The sequence below is a fragment of the Pseudoalteromonas sp. KS88 genome, from assembly GCF_004766475.1.
In the GTDB taxonomy this organism is placed as follows: Bacteria; Pseudomonadota; Gammaproteobacteria; order Enterobacterales; family Alteromonadaceae; genus Pseudoalteromonas.
In genome coordinates, this window is sequence record NZ_PYHV01000007.1 from 324,319 (window position 1) to 341,423 (window position 17,105).

Annotated in this window: 17 protein-coding genes; 11 read left to right on the forward strand and 6 right to left on the reverse strand. The window is 40.4% G+C overall.

What is annotated here, in order from left to right; all coding sequences use genetic code 11:
• Positions 1-114: 114 nt before the first annotated feature.
• The 5 genes from C7Y70_RS04900 to C7Y70_RS04920 all read right to left on the reverse strand — a co-directional run bounded on the left by C7Y70_RS04900 (position 115) and on the right by C7Y70_RS04920 (position 5,048).
• On the reverse strand, positions 115-447 hold the full coding sequence (locus C7Y70_RS04900) for a hypothetical protein (RefSeq protein WP_099293378.1): 333 nt from the start codon (positions 445-447) through the stop codon (positions 115-117).
• Between the two features lie 134 nt (positions 448-581).
• On the reverse strand, positions 582-1,292 hold the full coding sequence (gene tsaB / locus C7Y70_RS04905; protein ID WP_135473589.1) for a tRNA (adenosine(37)-N6)-threonylcarbamoyltransferase complex dimerization subunit type 1 TsaB: 711 nt from the start codon (positions 1,290-1,292) through the stop codon (positions 582-584).
• A gap of 12 nt (positions 1,293-1,304) precedes the next feature.
• The gene (locus C7Y70_RS04910; RefSeq protein ID WP_237113939.1) at positions 1,305-3,131 is read right to left on the reverse strand and encodes an ATP-dependent DNA helicase; all 1,827 of its coding nucleotides are present in this window, start codon (positions 3,129-3,131) and stop codon (positions 1,305-1,307) included.
• Between the two features lie 630 nt (positions 3,132-3,761).
• Entirely contained in the window at positions 3,762-4,730 is a 969-nt protein-coding gene (locus tag C7Y70_RS04915; protein WP_135473590.1) for a sensor domain-containing diguanylate cyclase, read from the reverse strand.
• An 84-nt stretch (positions 4,731-4,814) separates the two neighbouring features.
• Positions 4,815-5,048 (reverse strand): hypothetical protein, encoded by a 234-nt coding sequence (locus tag C7Y70_RS04920; RefSeq protein ID WP_135473591.1) that lies wholly within the window; start codon positions 5,046-5,048, stop codon positions 4,815-4,817.
• Between the two features lie 367 nt (positions 5,049-5,415).
• Between C7Y70_RS04920 and hisG the strand changes: the two genes are divergently transcribed.
• From hisG to C7Y70_RS04975, 11 genes are all read left to right on the forward strand, one after another.
• The gene (gene hisG, locus C7Y70_RS04925) at positions 5,416-6,315 is read left to right on the forward strand and encodes an ATP phosphoribosyltransferase (protein WP_099293388.1); all 900 of its coding nucleotides are present in this window, start codon (positions 5,416-5,418) and stop codon (positions 6,313-6,315) included.
• Between the two features lie 4 nt (positions 6,316-6,319).
• Positions 6,320-7,627 carry a histidinol dehydrogenase gene (gene hisD, locus C7Y70_RS04930; protein WP_135473592.1) on the forward strand — a complete coding sequence of 436 codons (1,308 nt, stop codon included), beginning with the start codon at positions 6,320-6,322 and terminating at the stop codon, positions 7,625-7,627.
• Complete coding sequence (gene hisC, locus C7Y70_RS04935; RefSeq protein WP_135473593.1) at positions 7,624-8,709, forward strand: histidinol-phosphate transaminase; 1,086 nt, start codon at positions 7,624-7,626, stop codon at positions 8,707-8,709. The genes hisD and hisC overlap by 4 nt, the downstream gene beginning before the upstream one ends.
• Positions 8,706-9,767 (forward strand): bifunctional histidinol-phosphatase/imidazoleglycerol-phosphate dehydratase HisB, encoded by a 1,062-nt coding sequence (hisB, locus tag C7Y70_RS04940; protein WP_135473594.1) that lies wholly within the window; start codon positions 8,706-8,708, stop codon positions 9,765-9,767. The genes hisC and hisB overlap by 4 nt, the downstream gene beginning before the upstream one ends.
• A complete protein-coding gene (hisH, locus tag C7Y70_RS04945) occupies positions 9,764-10,354 on the forward strand; it encodes an imidazole glycerol phosphate synthase subunit HisH (RefSeq protein ID WP_135473595.1) in 591 nt (196 codons plus the stop codon). The genes hisB and hisH overlap by 4 nt, the downstream gene beginning before the upstream one ends.
• A 34-nt stretch (positions 10,355-10,388) precedes the next feature.
• Complete coding sequence (locus C7Y70_RS04950) at positions 10,389-11,123, forward strand: 1-(5-phosphoribosyl)-5-[(5-phosphoribosylamino)methylideneamino] imidazole-4-carboxamide isomerase (protein WP_135473596.1); 735 nt, start codon at positions 10,389-10,391, stop codon at positions 11,121-11,123.
• Positions 11,105-11,884, forward strand: coding sequence for an imidazole glycerol phosphate synthase subunit HisF (gene hisF / locus C7Y70_RS04955; protein ID WP_135473597.1), 780 nt, complete (start codon positions 11,105-11,107; stop codon positions 11,882-11,884). Before C7Y70_RS04950 ends, hisF begins: the two co-directional genes overlap by 19 nt.
• Positions 11,875-12,489 carry a bifunctional phosphoribosyl-AMP cyclohydrolase/phosphoribosyl-ATP diphosphatase HisIE gene (gene hisIE, locus C7Y70_RS04960; RefSeq protein ID WP_135473598.1) on the forward strand — a complete coding sequence of 205 codons (615 nt, stop codon included), beginning with the start codon at positions 11,875-11,877 and terminating at the stop codon, positions 12,487-12,489. The genes hisF and hisIE overlap by 10 nt, the downstream gene beginning before the upstream one ends.
• A 218-nt stretch (positions 12,490-12,707) precedes the next feature.
• Entirely contained in the window at positions 12,708-13,457 is a 750-nt protein-coding gene (locus C7Y70_RS04965; protein ID WP_135473599.1) for a DUF4097 family beta strand repeat-containing protein, read from the forward strand.
• A gap of 277 nt (positions 13,458-13,734) precedes the next feature.
• Complete coding sequence (locus C7Y70_RS04970; RefSeq protein WP_099293406.1) at positions 13,735-14,247, forward strand: hypothetical protein; 513 nt, start codon at positions 13,735-13,737, stop codon at positions 14,245-14,247.
• 56 nt (positions 14,248-14,303) lie between these two features.
• Complete coding sequence (locus C7Y70_RS04975; RefSeq protein WP_099293408.1) at positions 14,304-14,486, forward strand: DUF1289 domain-containing protein; 183 nt, start codon at positions 14,304-14,306, stop codon at positions 14,484-14,486.
• Positions 14,487-14,536: 50 nt separating this feature from the next.
• On the opposite strand, the gene C7Y70_RS04980 is transcribed toward C7Y70_RS04975, so the two are convergent.
• Entirely contained in the window at positions 14,537-16,954 is a 2,418-nt protein-coding gene (locus C7Y70_RS04980) for a PAS domain-containing hybrid sensor histidine kinase/response regulator (RefSeq protein ID WP_245321361.1), read from the reverse strand.
• Positions 16,955-17,105 lie beyond the last annotated feature (151 nt).

Below are 17,105 nucleotides of genomic sequence, written 5' to 3' on the forward strand. Positions count from 1 at the left end.
GCAAATCAACCACAAAAAATTAACGTTAATTAACCATTTAATTACAAAAAAGTTATCGGGATCAAGGTTTTTGGGGATTTTCAATTTGACAAGCACACAATGAGTGAATCTAAATTAGGCGTAAATATCAACACCAATAAGATTTTGTACCTCGGCACGTCGCTCAAGATTTGCAAGCTCTGAGTAGGTAGAAATGGCTTTACTTACTTTAGGAGTTGGTTGATCGTAGATGGTTTGCTGATAATCAGCCGAAGCTTTGGTACTAGCAAATTGAAGCTGTTGAGCAAGTTCAATACCGGCTTGAGTAGACTTTACAAACTCTGGCTTTTTATCGAGAGTAGCAGAATTCTCTAATAAACTTTGTGGTTTATTAGCTATATTCTGTTTTGGTGTAATTTTGCCAGGTATATCACCTGTAAAAAAACCTGAGCCAATGGGTAAAGTCATAGCGGTTTCTCACTAATACGCATTGAATAATTATGTGTCATATTGTGCATCCTTGCAAGTATATAAATTAAACTACGCTTTACAAAAAACAACTAATGTCGATGTAATGAGAAAACATCAGAGTCTGTTGACTATTATTCTCTTCCAGGAAGCTTTTTCCAAGTAACTGTGTCTCTAACATATTTAGGTTGCGCCTGGGCTGCTTCAACTGTATTACCTAACTCAAAATTCCCCGTAACTGAGGCTGACATAAATAACGCATCTGGCAGTGTTATAGTCGAATCAATGGTTATTTGCGAGCATTCAGACAATATTTCTGAGTATGTTTGCCAACCTGTACCAACTGCAACCCCTTGCTTGCCTTGAAGCATTAATTGCTCAGGTTTCAATACTTGTTCCTCTGCAACGAGTTCCATCGTGGAGTTTTCACCTAATGCATATTCAGCAAAATAAATTTCCCCCATGCGCGCATCAATGGCACTAAAAACGTGGGTAGCGCCTGTTTGCTGATACGCTTGTTGTGCCATCATTTGCAGTGTTGAGACGCCCACAAGTGGTAATTTACAAGCATATGCTAAGCCTTGAGCAATAGCGACACTGATACGAACCCCTGTAAAACTGCCTGGACCTTGACCAAAGCCAATAACATCCATATCTTTAAGGTTGCACTTTGCTTTCGCTAATAATGAGTCTACAAGCGGCAGAATTTTTTGACTATGTTGTTGTGGACACTCTTCAAAATGATGAAAAACATCACCATTTACATTTAATACAATTGAAAGCGCCTCTGTAGATGCATCGAGCGCTAGAAAATTGATGGCTGCTGTTTTAGTTGATTTACTCATTATTTATAATCTCTAATTTATCTGTTCTAAAAATTTGCTCGCTTGTTCAATGCTTCGAGTTCTGCGCATTGGCGGTAAACTTTTTAAAAATACTTGCCCATATTGACGAGTAACTAAACGGTTATCACATATTACTAAAACGCCTTTATCGCGATTATCGCGTATTAATCTCCCCACACCTTGCTTAAGCGCAATAACCGCTTGTGGAAGCTGAATATAAGCAAATGGATCGTATCCTTGCATTTGAGCATCTTGCATTTTTGCTTGAAGTAATGGGTCGTCAGGTGCTGCAAAGGGAAGCTTATCAATAATAACACAACTAAGTGTACTACCTCTAACATCTACGCCTTCCCAAAACGACGCGGTACCGAGTAACACTGCATTGCCGTGTCGGGTAAATTTTTCTAAGATTATTCGCTTAGACATTTGTCCTTGCATATAAATGGGGTAATCAATTTGCGTGCTCAACCCCTCAGCAACTAAATGCATCATTCTGTAACTGGTGAACAACACAAAGCATCGCCCTTTTGCTGCTTTTATCAAATCTAATGTTAATTTAATAATTGCATGAGGCATATTTGCAGCATGTGTTTCTGGCAAGTAACGCGGTAAGCACAATAAAGCTTGATTCTGATAATCAAACGGACTATCAACCATCATACTTTGTTCCGGTTTGAGCCCTAAGCTTGCATTAAAATGATCCAACTCATTATCAACAGATAAAGTGGCCGAGGTAAACACAAAGCCTGCACCTGTATCTTTCATCATTTGCGCGAATTTCACTGACACATTAAGCGGTGTTACATGCACTGTTAAATATCGGCGTGTTGTTTCATACCAGTAGCTGTAACCCGTTTGACTTATATCAAAAACTCGCTCTAGCTGGCCTTTAAAAGCAAGTGTGCGTTCAAACGGATGCTCAATCTTTTCGCTTCGATCTAAACAATGTTTGAGTACTTGATATAGGAAATCTAAATCACTAATAACTCGGTGTAGTGCTGCACATACATCTTTGTCAGCAAGCATTTGGCGCCAATCGCCTCGGCTACCGTCCACACCAAATTGTAATCGAAGATCAGCAACACTGGTCTCTAATTTATTAAGTGTTTTTCCCAATTGCAGCATATCAGGTATGTCTGAACGATAAATAGCACGAAGATCAGTGATTAAATCAACTAATTTTTTTGTACTTACACTTTCGCCAAAGTAATCACTGGCAATCTCACTTAATTGATGTGCTTCATCAAAAATATAGGCATCTGCGGTGGGAATAAGCTCTGCGAACCCGGTGTCTTTAACTGCCATATCTGCAAAAAACAAATGGTGATTAACGACCACAACATCGGCATCCATTGCCTTTAATCTGGCTTTACGAATATAACACTCTTGGAAGTCTGGGCATTCTTTGCCTAAGCAATTATCAGCTGTTGAACTAACATAGGGTAAAACTTTGGCATCCTCTTCAATACCAATACAATCAGCTAAATCACCTGTATGAGTCTCACTTGCAAACTTAGCCACCATTGCCAATTGATGCATGACATCTGAGTCATCTGTAGGCACATGCGCAACATGCTGATTGAGCCGATAAGAACACAGATAATTACTGCGCCCCTTTAATAAGGCCGTTTTTTTTGATGCACTCAGGGCTTTAACTAATTGGGGTAAATCACGATGGTAGAGCTGTTCTTGTAAAGCCTTAGTCCCCGTCGAAATAATTGTTTTACCTTCAGACTTTAATGCAGGTGCTAAATAGGCATAAGTTTTACCGGTACCAGTCCCCGCTTCGACGACTAATTGAGAACGATTTTTTAATGCCTGACTCACAGCGACAGCCATATCTATTTGAGGTTGACGCGGTGTGTATCCCTCTAAAGATAAAGCTAAAGGACCCGTTGCACTAAAGAGCTGTTTGATAATAACGTCCGCTCGACGAAAAATGATAGACGGATTTTACAAAAGCAACGTGTACAGAGCAAGCGAATACAACTTAAGTAACAGAATAACCTCAAAGTATGTTTGAATTATGAAAAACATGCGGACAAAACAAAGTTAAACTCTGCTCAAAAAGATACCCATTACGCATTTTAGATTAGGGTCTGTTTATCTTTGCGGATTAAAATTCATTCAAACTAGGGTGGTTTAATCGCGGCGCGAGGTTTGTAACCTAGTGGAGTAAGTCAAAACCGATCAAAGCTTGCGCGTCCTGCTCACGCCCTTTAGCTAAATCAATGTAGGCAACAAAGAGTAAATCGCCCCTAGGCAGAACCAGAAGTGCAGCGCCTGTTTGGCACTGATGCTGCGTTATCGCCTATTTATGGGCAATACCACACCAGATAGGCGCTGCCTTGCCTAAATACCAAACAAACTGCTGCAAATTCAAGCTTGAAAGGTAGACAGACTCTAACTTAAGGCTTGCCAAACAATGAGACAAATATTTATATAAACTCCAATTGATTAAATCATCTATTAGACTACATTGCGTTTTGCCATTTTACACACGTACATTTTGCTGTCCGCAGTCTCTAATAATTGCTCGAGCTCAACAGGAGCAGCAGGATCAAACTCCGCTATACCGTATGAAAATCCGAGTGTTTCGGTGTACGATTGCAACGTTGGTTCAGTAGCAAACGCTTCTTCGATTCGAGAGATAAGTAATTGACATTGTTTATGCGTCACTTGTGTCAACATTATCACAAATTCATCCCCACCAAAGCGCCCATATAGATCCGATTTACGACACGATCGGGCGATAATCGATGCAAAGGTACGAAGTACTTTATCGCCGCAAGGGTGTCCAAAATGGTCATTGATTGATTTTAAAGAGTCTAGATCGATGAATATTGTGATTGCATTGCTTTGTTGGCGAACACATAAATCGAGGTAACGTTCAGCGAGTAGTTTAAACCCTCTGCGATTTGGAATATCTGTTAGCTCATCACGCGTTGCTAAGCGCATTATTGATAATTCGCGTTGTGTGATAAGCGCTAAATCTTTTAATGCTTGTATATCATTAGCGGAGAAATTACGTGGCTTAGTATCTATTATACATACTGTGCCTATATGAACACTATCCGAAAGAATGATTGGATGGCCTGCATAGAATCGTATTTTAGGATCTCCCACCACCAATGGGTTATCTGCAAAACGAGGATCTTGGTGCGTGTCATTTACAATAAGTGGCGTGCTAGCTAAAATTGCATGGCCACAAAATGATATATCTCGTGATGTTTCATTGACGTTAAGCCCAATGCACGACTTGAACCACTGTCGATGCTCATCAACTAAGCTAACAAGGGCAATAGGTACTTTGAAGATATACTGTGCAAGCCGCGTTACGCGGTCAAAACTATCCTCTGGTTGCGTATCTAAAAGGTTAAGTGACCTTAGCATTGTTAATCTAGCTGTTTCATTTTCTGGGAGCTTGGGCTTTTCCATATAAAACCTTACTATCACATTATTTTTAACTTACTTTATAAACATAGCAGAGTCATTCTGTGAGCTACCTACTATTTTAAAAGTTTAAGCCCATGTATCGAGGTGCTTTTGACCATCTTCATCCGTTGTCACAGCAGCTCCCTGCTCTTTAGGCTGGTTTTTTTCTAACATTTTTTTTCGCTCGTTAGCGGCTTTTTTTCGCTTTTCGAGTTCTATTTGCGATATTTTAGAGTCCTTTAAACCAGCAATGTAGAATGCACCTTTGTGCTCGACATCTAACCGAGATATCTTCCCAAGGAAAGGGATCATCATGTCCATACGTACCTCCTATCAATACAGTTAGTATCGGCTGTTATACCTTATTCTTTAATTAATTCAAAAAAGACTTGCCAGTGTTTATAAAAATATGTTTTTCTATATATGAAATTTACTTAAACAGATTAACAACTTTTGTTTCTTATTTGTAAAATTTAGACTTACAAAAAACGAAAGTTTATAGGATTTATAAAATGCGCTTAAACCTGACAACAGTACATCATCACCACCATTCATCGGAATAACCTGTCAGGTCTTTCGCTGAGAGGTTATTCCTAAAAGGAACCTCTGGCGAATCAACATATTAGATTCATTTTCGCCCTGAGGTTCCCTCGGGGTTTTTAGTTTTTAAATTAAAGGAAAATGAATAATGAGTAACAGCAACCGTCTACGTATCGCCATTCAAAAAGGTGGCCGCCTTTCTAAAGATTGCCAAGACTTACTTAAACAATTAGGTGTTAAACTTAATTTACGTGAGCAGCGCTTAATTGCACACTCTACAAACATGCCAATTGACGTACTACGTGTGCGCGATGACGATATCCCAGGTCTTGTTATGGACGGCGTGTGTGACTTAGGTATCGTGGGCGAAAACGTTTTAGTAGAAGTACAAGCAGAACGCGAGCGCCAAGGCGTACCAAGTGACGTTAATAAACTTGCCAAGCTTGATTTTGGTTTTTGTCGTTTAGCCCTAGCATGGCCGCAAGAGTTAGGCCCACAAGATAAAAGCTGGTTTGAAGGCAAACGCATCGCCACCACTTACCCTGAAATCCTCACCCAATACCTAAAACGTGAAGGAATTAACGCAAGTACGGTTATGTTAACTGGTTCAGTTGAAGTAGCGCCACGTGCAGGACTTGCAGATGCAATTTGTGATTTAGTATCTACCGGTGCAACGCTTGAAGCAAACGGCTTAATGCAAGGCGACACTATTTTAGAGTCAAATGCGTGCTTGATACAAAATAAAGATCTGCAAGACGCTGACAAATTAGCTCTTATTGAAAAGCTTATGCCACGCTTGCGCGGTGTTAAGCAAGCTAAAGAAAGCAAATACATCATGCTACACGCACCAAAAGATAAGCTTGATGAGATTTGCGACCTGCTTCCTGGAACAGGCCAACCTACACTTCTTGCGTTAGCAGGTTCTGATGAATATGTAGCACTTCACATGGTCAGCAGCGAAACATTATTTTGGGAAACGATGGAGCAATTAAAAGCGTTAGGCGCAAACTCTATCCTCGTGATGCCAATTGAAAAAATGATGGAGTAACTCAATGCTGCGCTGGAATGAGGTATCCGCAGACGCACAAGCAGCGGCGCTAATGCGCCCTGCTGTTAGTGCGAGTGCGAAAGTAGAAGAAATTTGCCTAACTATTATGGCAAATGTAAAAGCGCAAGGTGATGATGCCTTGCTCGACATGGCAAAAGAATTCGATAATCGCCAAACACCACGATTATTAGTGCCTGTTGAAGAAATAAATAATGCGGCTCAACAACTGAGTCCTGAGCTTAGGTATGCCATTGATACAGCCTATGCAAATGTTAAACGCTTTCACCAAGCCCAATTACCAAAAGATATTCAGTTAACCACACAACCTGGTGTGTTATGCGAACTTAAATATCAAGCAATTGAAGCGGTGGGTATCTATGTACCCGGTGGTAGTGCACCATTACCTTCTTCAGTGATCATGCAAGGTGTACTAGCCCAATTAAGTGGCGCTAAAACAGTGGTTTTAGCAACACCGGTGCAAGGCGATGAGCAAATCAACCCAGCAATTTTATATGCGGCTAAATTATGCGGAATCAATACAATCGTCGAAAGTGGCGGCGCCGGTGCAATCGCCGCCATGGCTTATGGCACTGGCTCTGTGCCAAAAGTGAATAAAATTTTTGGCCCAGGTAATAGCTTTGTCACTATGGCTAAGCAATTAGTAGCTCAAACAATACCCGGTATGGCAATTGATATGCCAGCAGGGCCTTCTGAAGTATTAGTGATTGCCGATGAACGTGCGAACCCTGAATTTATTGCCGCTGATTTATTATCACAGGCTGAGCATGGGGCTGACTCTCAAGTTATTTTACTGAGCAATAGTGAATTAACCATCGAGCGAACCCAACAAGCAATTGAGCGTCAACTTGCTAAACTGTCACGTCAAGATATCGCCGCAAAAGCATTGGCTAACTCGTCGCTAATTTTGGTTGAATCAATTGAACAAGCATTTGATGTTTCAGCACAATATGGCCCTGAACATTTAATTTTGCAATTAGCCGATGCTAATCCTTATTTAGCTAAAGTTAAAAATGCGGGCTCTGTGTTTGTTGGTGATTATACCCCTGAGTCAGCGGGTGATTATGCCTCTGGAACTAATCACGTATTACCCACTTACGGCTATAGTGCAACCTATTCGAGCTTAAACTTACTCGACTTTTTCCGCACATATACAGTTCAAACCATTACCCAAAGTGGCCTAAAAAACTTATCAAAAGCCATTTTACCACTGGCTGATGCTGAAGGACTCGACGCCCACGCAAATGCAGTAAAGGTACGTCTAGAAGCTATAAATAAAGGGACTGAATTATGAGTAATAATACTTTATTACCCGCTAATATTGATGCATTAGCAGCGTATAGCTCAGCTAAAAGTGAAAAACTCACAGGTACTACTTGGCTTAATGCTAACGAAAGCCCGTATGTGAAAAACATTGATATTAGTATTGATGATTTACATCGTTATCCAGATCCACAGCCTGCTAGCGTGATCAACCGATATGCAGAGTATACACAGCTTAGCACCGAGCAAGTATTAATGACCCGTGGTGCAGATGAAGGTATTGAGTTACTGGTACGCACATACTGTGAACCAGCCAAAGACAGCATCGCGTTATTTTTACCCACATACGGTATGTATAAAGTCACTGCTGATACGCATAATGTCGCTATTAATGGTTTAAGCCAAGCTCTACTGCTTGAAGGCTCAGTGGATGATATCGTCAGCGCTGTGGCTAATTCTAAGTTAGTGTTTATTTGTAACCCTAATAACCCAACGGGTAGCTTAACCTCACTTGATAAAATTAAAGCCATTGCTACAGCCCTTGAAGGTAAAGCACTGGTTATTGTTGATGAAGCCTATATTGAGTTTTGCCCAGAGCAAAGCGCCAGTAAACTAATCAACGACTACGCAAATGTTGTTGTGCTTCGTACGCTATCTAAAGCATTTGCATTGGCAGGTTTGCGAACAGGGTTTACCCTAGCACAAGCAGCGGTGTTATTACCGATTCGTAAAGTAATAGCGCCATACCCAGTATCAACCGTTGTCGCAAGCATTGCAGCAAATGCCTTAAGCCCTGATGCAATTACCTCAATGCGCCGTCAAGTGAGCATTTTAAATGCCTTAAAAGAAAAACTAAAACAGTGGCTTAACGCTTCACCGGCGGTATTGAACGTGCTAAGTGGTGAAGGTAACTTCGTTACCTTAAAGCTTGCCAATAAGAACAGCTTTAATGTCGCACTTGATCAAGGCTTAGTGATGCGTGCATTTACCTTATACGGTGAGAACGATTGGTTACGTATTTCAATCGGTAATGAGCAAGAATTAGAACAAGTCAAAATATGGTTAGATGACCTAAGCCAAGCAACCAACTTAGTAGAGCAGGAAGTATCATGAGTAACCCTTATTTATTTATTGACCGTGACGGCACTATCATTTCAGAGCCTGTTACTGACAAACAAGTCGATAGCCTTGAAAAGCTAGAGTTCTTACCGAATGTGATCCCTGCCCTGCTGCAATTGCAAGCTGCGGGCTACCGTTTGGTTATGGTGTCAAACCAAGATGGTCTAGGCACAGACAGCTTCCCAACGGCTGATTTTGATATCGCTCAAGATAAAATGATGGATATTTTATCTAGCCAAGGGATTAAGTTTGACGACGTGCTAATCTGCCCGCATTTTGACGAGCAAAACTGTGATTGCCGCAAGCCTAAAACAGGCTTACTTACCGAGCTTATGCGCTCGGGTAAAGTCGATTTAGCTCGTTCATTTGTTATTGGTGACCGCCAAACGGATATTGGCCTTGCGCAAAACTTATGCTGCGAAGGCATTTTATATAAAGGTGATTGGAACGCGATTGTAACTAAGCTTACCACTGCCGACCGCCAAGGCCGCGTTACGCGTAATACCAAAGAAACGCAAATTGATGTCAAACTCAATTTAGACCAAAGTAAAAATGGCGAAATAAGCACTGGTCTTGGCTTTTTTGATCACATGCTGGATCAAATTCGCACTCACGCTAACATCGGTCTCGATATTCAAGCTAAAGGTGATTTACATATCGATGAACACCATTTAGTTGAAGACATTGGTATTGCCCTTGGCCTTGCGTTAAAAGAAGCGCTAGGTACTAAATCGCAAATTGCTCGTTATGGTTTTGCATTGCCAATGGATGAATGTAAAGCAGAGGCACAAATTGACTTATCAGGGCGTGCATCATTTGTATTAAATGCCAACTTTAGCCGTGAAAAGGCCGGTGACTTAGATGTGCAAATGGTTGAGCACTTCTTTAAAAGCTTAAGTGATAACGCTGCAATTAGTTTAATATTATCGGTTAGTGACGGTAACTGTCATCACCAAGTTGAAGGCTTATTTAAAGCATTCTCGCGCGCGTTACGTATGGCGATTGCCGCTGATGCAAGCCAGCAAACAGCCAGCTCTAAGGGGTGTTTATGATTGCCATCATCAATACCGGTTGTGCCAATATAAACTCAGTACGTTTTGCCTTTGAACGCCTTGGCGAAACGCCAGAAGTGATCACCTCACCCGAGCAACTGAAAAACTTTGAGCGTGCTATTTTACCGGGGGTTGGCCATGCCTCTGTCGCAATGAGACGCTTAGTTGAAGGTGGCTGGCAACAAGCAATTAATGAATACCAGCGTCCGATCATGGGCATTTGTTTGGGCATGCAGTTGTTATGCGACAGCACTGAAGAAGGTAACGTGCAATGTTTAGGTAAAATCCCTGGCCAAGTTAAAGCGCTGGATGTCGGTAATTTAACATCACCCCATATGGGCTGGAACAACTTAACGCTTAATCGCGAGCATGCCCTTACAAAAGGCCTTGATGTAAACGACCAAGTGTATTTTGTGCATAGTTTTGCTCACACCGTAAATGACGCGACACTGGTTAGCGGCGAATACGGGCAAACGTTTTCAGCCATTGTCGCTAACGACAATTACGCAGGGATGCAATTTCACCCAGAGCGTAGCGCAAAAGTCGGCACGCGATTATTACAAAACTTTTTAGACTGGCAGCTGTAGGCTGCTGGCAAACAAAATTAAAAGAGAATTTAACGTGATTATTCCAGCATTAGATGTATTACAAAATCAAATCGTGCGTTTATATCAAGGTAAATACGATACCGCACAATTTTACCCGTTTGAGCTAGGCGCACGATTACAAGAATATGCACAAAGCGGCGCAGGTAAATTACACCTTGTTGATTTAGAAGGCGCACGCGACCCAAGTAAGAAACAATGGCAACACATTCAAGCGGCCACCAAAGCAATCAACGTACCCTATCAAGTTGGCGGCGGTATTCGCACTGAGCAAGATGTCAGTGATTGGCTAAACGCTGGTGCCAACCAAGTTGTTATTGGCTCTATGGCGGTTGAAAAGCGTGATGAAGTGAAAAGCTGGATTGAAAAATTTGGTGCTAAACACTTTGTGATTGCCCTTGATGTAAATAAAACAGCTAGCGGTTGGGCGCCTGCTACCCATGGTTGGTTAAGTGAATCAGAGTTTGGTTTGTTTGAACTCATCGACTTTTATGTTGCCCTTGGCGTGATTGATTTTCTATGCACGGACATCAGTAAAGATGGCACCATGACGGGCCCTTCGTTTGAACTGTATAAAGATTTAGCAAATCACAACAGTGATATAAAAGTACAAGCATCAGGCGGCGTAAGCTCACTTGATGACATTAAAAAGCTCAAAGAGCTGGGTGTGGGCGGCGTTATTTTAGGTAAGTCACTGCTTGATGGCGCTTTTAATGTTGAGGAGGCGCTGGCATGTTATCAAAACGCATAATCCCATGCTTAGACGTAAAAGACGGCCAAGTCGTCAAAGGTGTTAAATTTAAAGGCCACGAAATTGTTGGTGATATTCTCACTCTTGCACAAGCATACAGTGAAGCAGGCGCAGATGAACTGGTTTTTTATGAAATTAGCGCAAGCGTTGAAAAACGTTTACTCGATGTCAATTGGGTTGAAAGCATCGCCCGCCATATTGATATTCCTTTTTGCGTTGCCGGTGGTATAAAATCTGTTGCTGATGCAGCACGCGTACTTGAACGTGGTGCAGATAAAATCAGTATCAACAGCCCTGCTATTGCACGCCCTGAGCTTATCAAAGAGTTACACGATGAATTTGGTAAGCAATGTGTAGTGGTCGGCATCGATAGCTTTTATGATGAAGTCACCGGCGAATACTTAGTGTATCAGCTCACCGGCGATCCTAATGCATCAAGCCGCACACGATACAAAACTGAGGAATGGGTTAAACGCGTGCAAGATTTAGGTGCAGGCGAAATCGTACTTAACTGTATGAACCAAGATGGCGTTCGTAACGGCTACGATAACCAGCAGTTAGCTAAAATGCGTGTTTTATGTGATATCCCCCTAATTGCTTCAGGTGGTGCTGGTACCATGCAAGACTTTGTTGATGTATTTCAACAAAGTCAGGTTGATGGCGCACTCGCAGCCAGTGTTTTTCACAAAAACGTGATCAATATCGGCGAATTAAAACAATATTTAACAGATAACCAAGTGGCGGCGCGACTATGCAACTAACAAAAGAAAACCTCTCTCAAGTGGATTTCGCTAAAAGCGAATTGATCCCCGCCATTGTGCAAGATGCCCGTACTGGGGTTATTTTGATGCAAGGTTTTATGAACCAAGAATCCCTTGAAGTGACCTTCGAGAAACAAAAAGTGACCTTCTATTCGCGTTCAAAAAAACGTTTATGGACCAAAGGTGAAACCTCAGAGAATTACTTAGAGGTAGTCTCGGTGCATACTGATTGCGATTACGATTCAATTTTAGTGCTTGCCAACCCACTTGGCCCAACGTGTCACTTAGGCACACAGAGCTGTTTTGGCGATGCTGCAAAACCAAGTCTCAGCTTTTTAGCTCAACTTGAGCAAGTGATTGTTGAGCGTAAAAACGACGACCCAGAGAAAAGCTACACAGCGTCATTATTTGCCAAAGATTTAAGCCGCAGCTGCCAAAAAGTTGGTGAAGAAGGCGTTGAAGTCGCCCTTGCCGCGATGAAGCACGATAACGATGAGCTAACTAACGAATCTGCCGATTTGTTATATCACTTAATCGTGTTACTACAACGCCAAGGCCTTGAGCTAAAAGACGTGGTAGGCTGTTTGCAAGGTCGCCATAAGTAAAACTTAAATATACCAAAACGCTGAAATTATTCGGTGTTTTGGTTTATTAAACCTATTTACTAAGGCCTGCTGACCTTAGCTTCTTGCCCTTACACATGCTTTAGCCTTCTTAGAAGGCCGTTGCAATTTCTTAATAAACATTATTTAAAAAAGCTTTAAACCTTTTTATATTTATATGCGTCTAATTTAAAAATCGCCCAAATAAAAAAGGAATAAAAATGTTAAAAACACTCTCACACGCTACATTGATAATCGCAGGATTACTGTCTACTCAAGCTTTGGCTTGGAATAACGATATGACATTACAAGAAACTAAACAGTTGAGTTTAGCACAATCAAAGCTCACTACTTTAGCTGTAGAAAGTGGTTCAGGGTTTTTAAACATTATTGGTAGTGACACGGATGAAGTTACCGTTAAAGCAGAAATTTATCAGTATGAACCGCACAATAATTACTGCCTATCTTTAGAGCAAAATGCTAAAACAGCCCAACTGATCGCTAATAATTGTAATAATAAATCCAATAGCAATTATGAAAACCAAACACGTATCGACTTAACAGTTTCTGTACCGTCGTCGTTTATGCTAGAAATTAACGATGGCTCTGGTGCAATTGAAATTGAAAATACCGCCGATACAATTATTCACGATGGATCAGGAAAAATAGTGGTAAACATGATTTCTGGCCCGTTGACAATTGAAGATGGATCAGGCTCTATTGATGCAACAAATATAACAGGCAAGGTTGAAATACATGATGGCTCTGGCAGCATCGACTTGTCAAATAGTAACGCAGATGTTTTGATTCATGATGGCTCTGGCAATATTGATGTCGAACAAACAGCAGGCTCAGTTACAATTTCAGATGGATCTGGTGGTATTTATGTTAATCAGGCGCAAAGCTTTAAGCTAGTTGCTGATGGTTCTGGGCGCGTAAAAGTTAAAAATGTGCAAAACACTAAACTGTAATCACTCAAATGTCTGTTGAGCTTTTAGGGTTGTTATTGATTTAATTTAGAACAAAATAATCGCGGCGCCGCGTTACTTACTTAGTTAGCTAAATGATAACGAGCTAAGATGTTAGTTTTATCGTGCGCCGCATTAGCGTTCAAGTTTACAATTTTAAAAAGCTTTTTTATCTACGCTTCACTATTTTATTTTCATTACTTTAATAGCATTTTTTCAAGCCCTTAGGTATCCTTTAGCCTATTATTCAGGAACGGCTATTACAAAAGGATAGCGCACTATGAAAAAGTCTTTGTCTGCAATATTTACCGCCATGGTTTTAGCTGGCTGTACAAGCTTAACTGCTGAGCAACAAGCCCAAATTGACAGCCTCACACCATGCGAAAAAATAAGCGGTTTACTGTCTGCCTATGATAATCGTTTTGAAGGCTTAAAACGTGCACGCGTTAACACAAAATATATGGAAACCTGGACTGCGAAATATAATTTAGTGGGTGATGAATGCCAAATCACAGCTCTTGATAAAGATACAATGACATACCGATGCCAAGATGAGTACAGTGAGCAAAGTGAAGCAGTTGCACTTCATCAAAAAGCAGTTGATTTTACTCGACAGTGCTTATCGACTAAAAACTGGTATGAGCAACAAAAAGAGTCGGCTGATTCACTTCGCACAACCTTTGTGCTTGATGAAACGAAACCAGTGATTTCAATCCATACGGGTAAAACTTTATCTCGCTCTAAGCCTTGGTCTACGTCATTAGAAATAGGTAAACCTGTTGCAGCTAACTAATGACTCAATTGTCATTGAAAGCCAGATATTCTGGCTTTCAACACAAATAAGTTAACATGAAAAATATAAAGCCTGTCACAGCTAAATTTAAGACTGACTGTATTGGTCAGTGCCATCGATTAAAAGGTCACTGCACTGGGTGCGGTCGTTCAAATGACGAAATATTTGATTGGATAATTTTATCTGATGATGAAAAAGCAAAGATTTTACAAACACCAAGGGAACAGCCCCATAAGTAATCAATTTGTATCCATGGTAGGCAAACTTATTTTCATTGTTAATATTCGAGTTATTCGTACTCTAGTAGCGTCCCATACAACCTTGATAACTCAATAGGTTTAGGCACATGCGCGTCGAAACCAAGCTTAAGATACTGTCTGACGTCTTCAACCATTACATTTGCAGTTAAGGCAATAATGGGGATTGAATTGTTTAACGTTTTTATTGATTTCAGGGCTTCGACACCATCCATAACCGGCATATGTATATCCATTAAAACCAAATCAAATGGCTGATTTTTAAACGCATCTACGGCCAACATACCATTTTCGACAATAACTAAACTTGATTCTGTTTCCTGCAACATCGTTTTAATTAGCATTTGATTTATCTTATTATCTTCTGCAATTAATATACGTTTCCCACTTAAGGCAGGTGGAGTACACGACTGAGCTTTTACTTTTTTTGGTGCAACATGCGTTTTCTCCAATGGCAAAGTGACGTCGATTATGGTCCCTCTACCTTTGATACTATTTACTGCAATTTCTCCGCCCATCAACTTAACCAAACTAATAGTTATGGACATGCCTAGCCCAGTTCCTCCGTATTCTCGTGTTGTAGATGTATCAGCTTGAGAAAAACGTTCAAAAATACGTCCTTGAGCCTCTTCACTCATGCCTATACCGGAATCTTCTACTTTAATTAGGATTGTTTGTTGGCTTTTATGTTCTATACAATCAACGGCTATTTTTACACAGCCTTGATTAGTAAACTTGACCGCATTAGAAGCTAAATTTAGGATAATTTGCTTTACTCGAACCTGATCACCTAGCCAGTTATCATGAAAATTTTTACTCACGTCAATTTTAAAATCGATTTGTTGATTGCTTATCAATGCATCTAGATCATATTTTACTGAATTTAGAATATCCACAATAGACAATGGCATTTTTTCTATTTCAATTTTGTTAGATTCTACTTTTGAATAGTCCAGAATATCGTTGATTATAGTGAGTAGGCTTTTAGCAGATGAGGTGGCATTGACTAATATTTTTCGTAAGTCTGTAGATAACTCTGCATTATCTAATAGTTGCAGCCCACCAAGTATTGCGTTCATTGGTGTACGTATTTCATGGCTCATATTCGCAAGAAAATCACTTTTAATTTTAGAGGCGTTCTCAGCTGCCACTCTTGCATTTTCAGACGTTTCTATCGCTTGTATTTTATCAGTAACATCATAACTCACACCAATTACTTTTAATGGAGTGCCCCATTTATCGCGTATAACTCGCGCACTCGCTTTCAAAGTTCTTATTTTTCCGTCTGGGTGTACGACCCTAAACTCTGGTTCGTAGAGAGCACCCTTTTCAATTGAATCTTTCAACTGCGCATTCGCAAGCTCAATGTCATCAGGGTGTACAGCTTTAACCCAATCATCATAAGACTCTTTAAACTGCTCTTTTTTCAACCCATAGAGTGTGAGCATAAGCTCATCCCAAAATAGCTTGCCAGTAATGAGATCCCACTCCCAAACACCAATTTGTGCAGATGTATTGGCCAATTGAATTCTTAATGCCAATAAATCTGCTTTTTCAATTGCATTTAATAATTGTTGCTCGGTATTTTTTTGCTCTGATGTATCTTGCACCACTGACCAAATAAGATCATCGCCATTTTCATCCATAACTTTAATACCGGATAGGCGCACAGGAAATGTCACCCCGCTTTTATTAATATACTCCTTTTCATAAGGGCCATACCGCCCGGTCTCTACTAAAGATAACAGCTGCTTTTCTTCTTGTTCTTTGTATTTGTCTGGAGTGATTTGCCAATAATCAATGGCATTAATTTCATCGACCGTATACCCTGTTATGTGGCTAAATTCATTGTTCACATAATGAAATGCGCCATCCTTTAACGAGTTCACTGCAATACCAACAGGTGCTAAGTTTACAAAACTCTCAAATTTTATTTTTTCTTTTTGATACGCCGCTTTGTAGTGCTTGATATTAGTGCGTGCAGCTTCTAACTGATCTTTAACTTCCATTAAATCAGAGATATCTCTTCCGATCGCCAGTATTAAGTTCTTTTCCTGTATTTGCACTGCACTTAAAGAGACTAGGCAAGGAAACTCAGTACCATCAATTTTAGAGTGCGTCCATTGAAATAACTGTGGCCCATCAGAGTGAGCTTTTTCGACATACCTAGTAGCTAATTCTTCAGAAGATTTACCACATGGTTGTATAGGTGGTGAAATGTCTGATGGGGATAAATTTAAGAAGTTATTCTTACTCTCAACGCCATGCATCTTGATTGCTGAATCATTGCATTGAATAAACTTCCCTGAGCTCAAATCGATGATTGATAAAGCATCACCTGAGACCTCAAATAGCTTTTTATATTTGTCTCTTTCAAATGAGACTTTTGCTAATTGCTCTCTTAAGTGAAGATTTTCTTTTTCTAAATCACGCTGATTTTTATTAGACATTACCATCCTGACTTACGAATTATGGTTACTTTATAAACCTAAAGTGTAAGTCAAATTATAATCAATTTTCTGAGCGCGTCTAGTTCTTGAACAACTGAGCATACTATGTCCTTTATAGGTAATACTCCAAAGAGTCAGTTTTACTTTCCTG

Bases quoted from the DNA above. Each gene is read 5' to 3' on its own strand.
- C7Y70_RS04900 (WP_099293378.1), bottom strand. From the start codon at position 447: ATGACTTTACCCATTGGCTCAGGTTTTTTTACAGGTGATATACCTGGC.
- tsaB (WP_135473589.1), bottom strand. From the start codon at position 1,292: ATGAGTAAATCAACTAAAACAGCAGCCATCAATTTTCTAGCGCTCGAT.
- C7Y70_RS04910 (WP_237113939.1), bottom strand. From the start codon at position 3,131: ATGGCTGTCGCTGTGAGTCAGGCATTAAAAAATCGTTCTCAATTAGTC.
- C7Y70_RS04915 (WP_135473590.1), bottom strand. From the start codon at position 4,730: ATGGAAAAGCCCAAGCTCCCAGAAAATGAAACAGCTAGATTAACAATG.
- C7Y70_RS04920 (WP_135473591.1), bottom strand. From the start codon at position 5,048: ATGGACATGATGATCCCTTTCCTTGGGAAGATATCTCGGTTAGATGTC.
- hisG (WP_099293388.1), top strand. From the start codon at position 5,416: ATGAGTAACAGCAACCGTCTACGTATCGCCATTCAAAAAGGTGGCCGC.
- hisD (WP_135473592.1), top strand. From the start codon at position 6,320: ATGCTGCGCTGGAATGAGGTATCCGCAGACGCACAAGCAGCGGCGCTA.
- hisC (WP_135473593.1), top strand. From the start codon at position 7,624: ATGAGTAATAATACTTTATTACCCGCTAATATTGATGCATTAGCAGCG.
- hisB (WP_135473594.1), top strand. From the start codon at position 8,706: ATGAGTAACCCTTATTTATTTATTGACCGTGACGGCACTATCATTTCA.
- hisH (WP_135473595.1), top strand. From the start codon at position 9,764: ATGATTGCCATCATCAATACCGGTTGTGCCAATATAAACTCAGTACGT.
- hisF (WP_135473597.1), top strand. From the start codon at position 11,105: ATGTTATCAAAACGCATAATCCCATGCTTAGACGTAAAAGACGGCCAA.
- hisIE (WP_135473598.1), top strand. From the start codon at position 11,875: ATGCAACTAACAAAAGAAAACCTCTCTCAAGTGGATTTCGCTAAAAGC.
- C7Y70_RS04965 (WP_135473599.1), top strand. From the start codon at position 12,708: ATGTTAAAAACACTCTCACACGCTACATTGATAATCGCAGGATTACTG.
- C7Y70_RS04970 (WP_099293406.1), top strand. From the start codon at position 13,735: ATGAAAAAGTCTTTGTCTGCAATATTTACCGCCATGGTTTTAGCTGGC.
- C7Y70_RS04975 (WP_099293408.1), top strand. From the start codon at position 14,304: ATGAAAAATATAAAGCCTGTCACAGCTAAATTTAAGACTGACTGTATT.
- C7Y70_RS04980 (WP_245321361.1), bottom strand. From the start codon at position 16,954: ATGTCTAATAAAAATCAGCGTGATTTAGAAAAAGAAAATCTTCACTTA.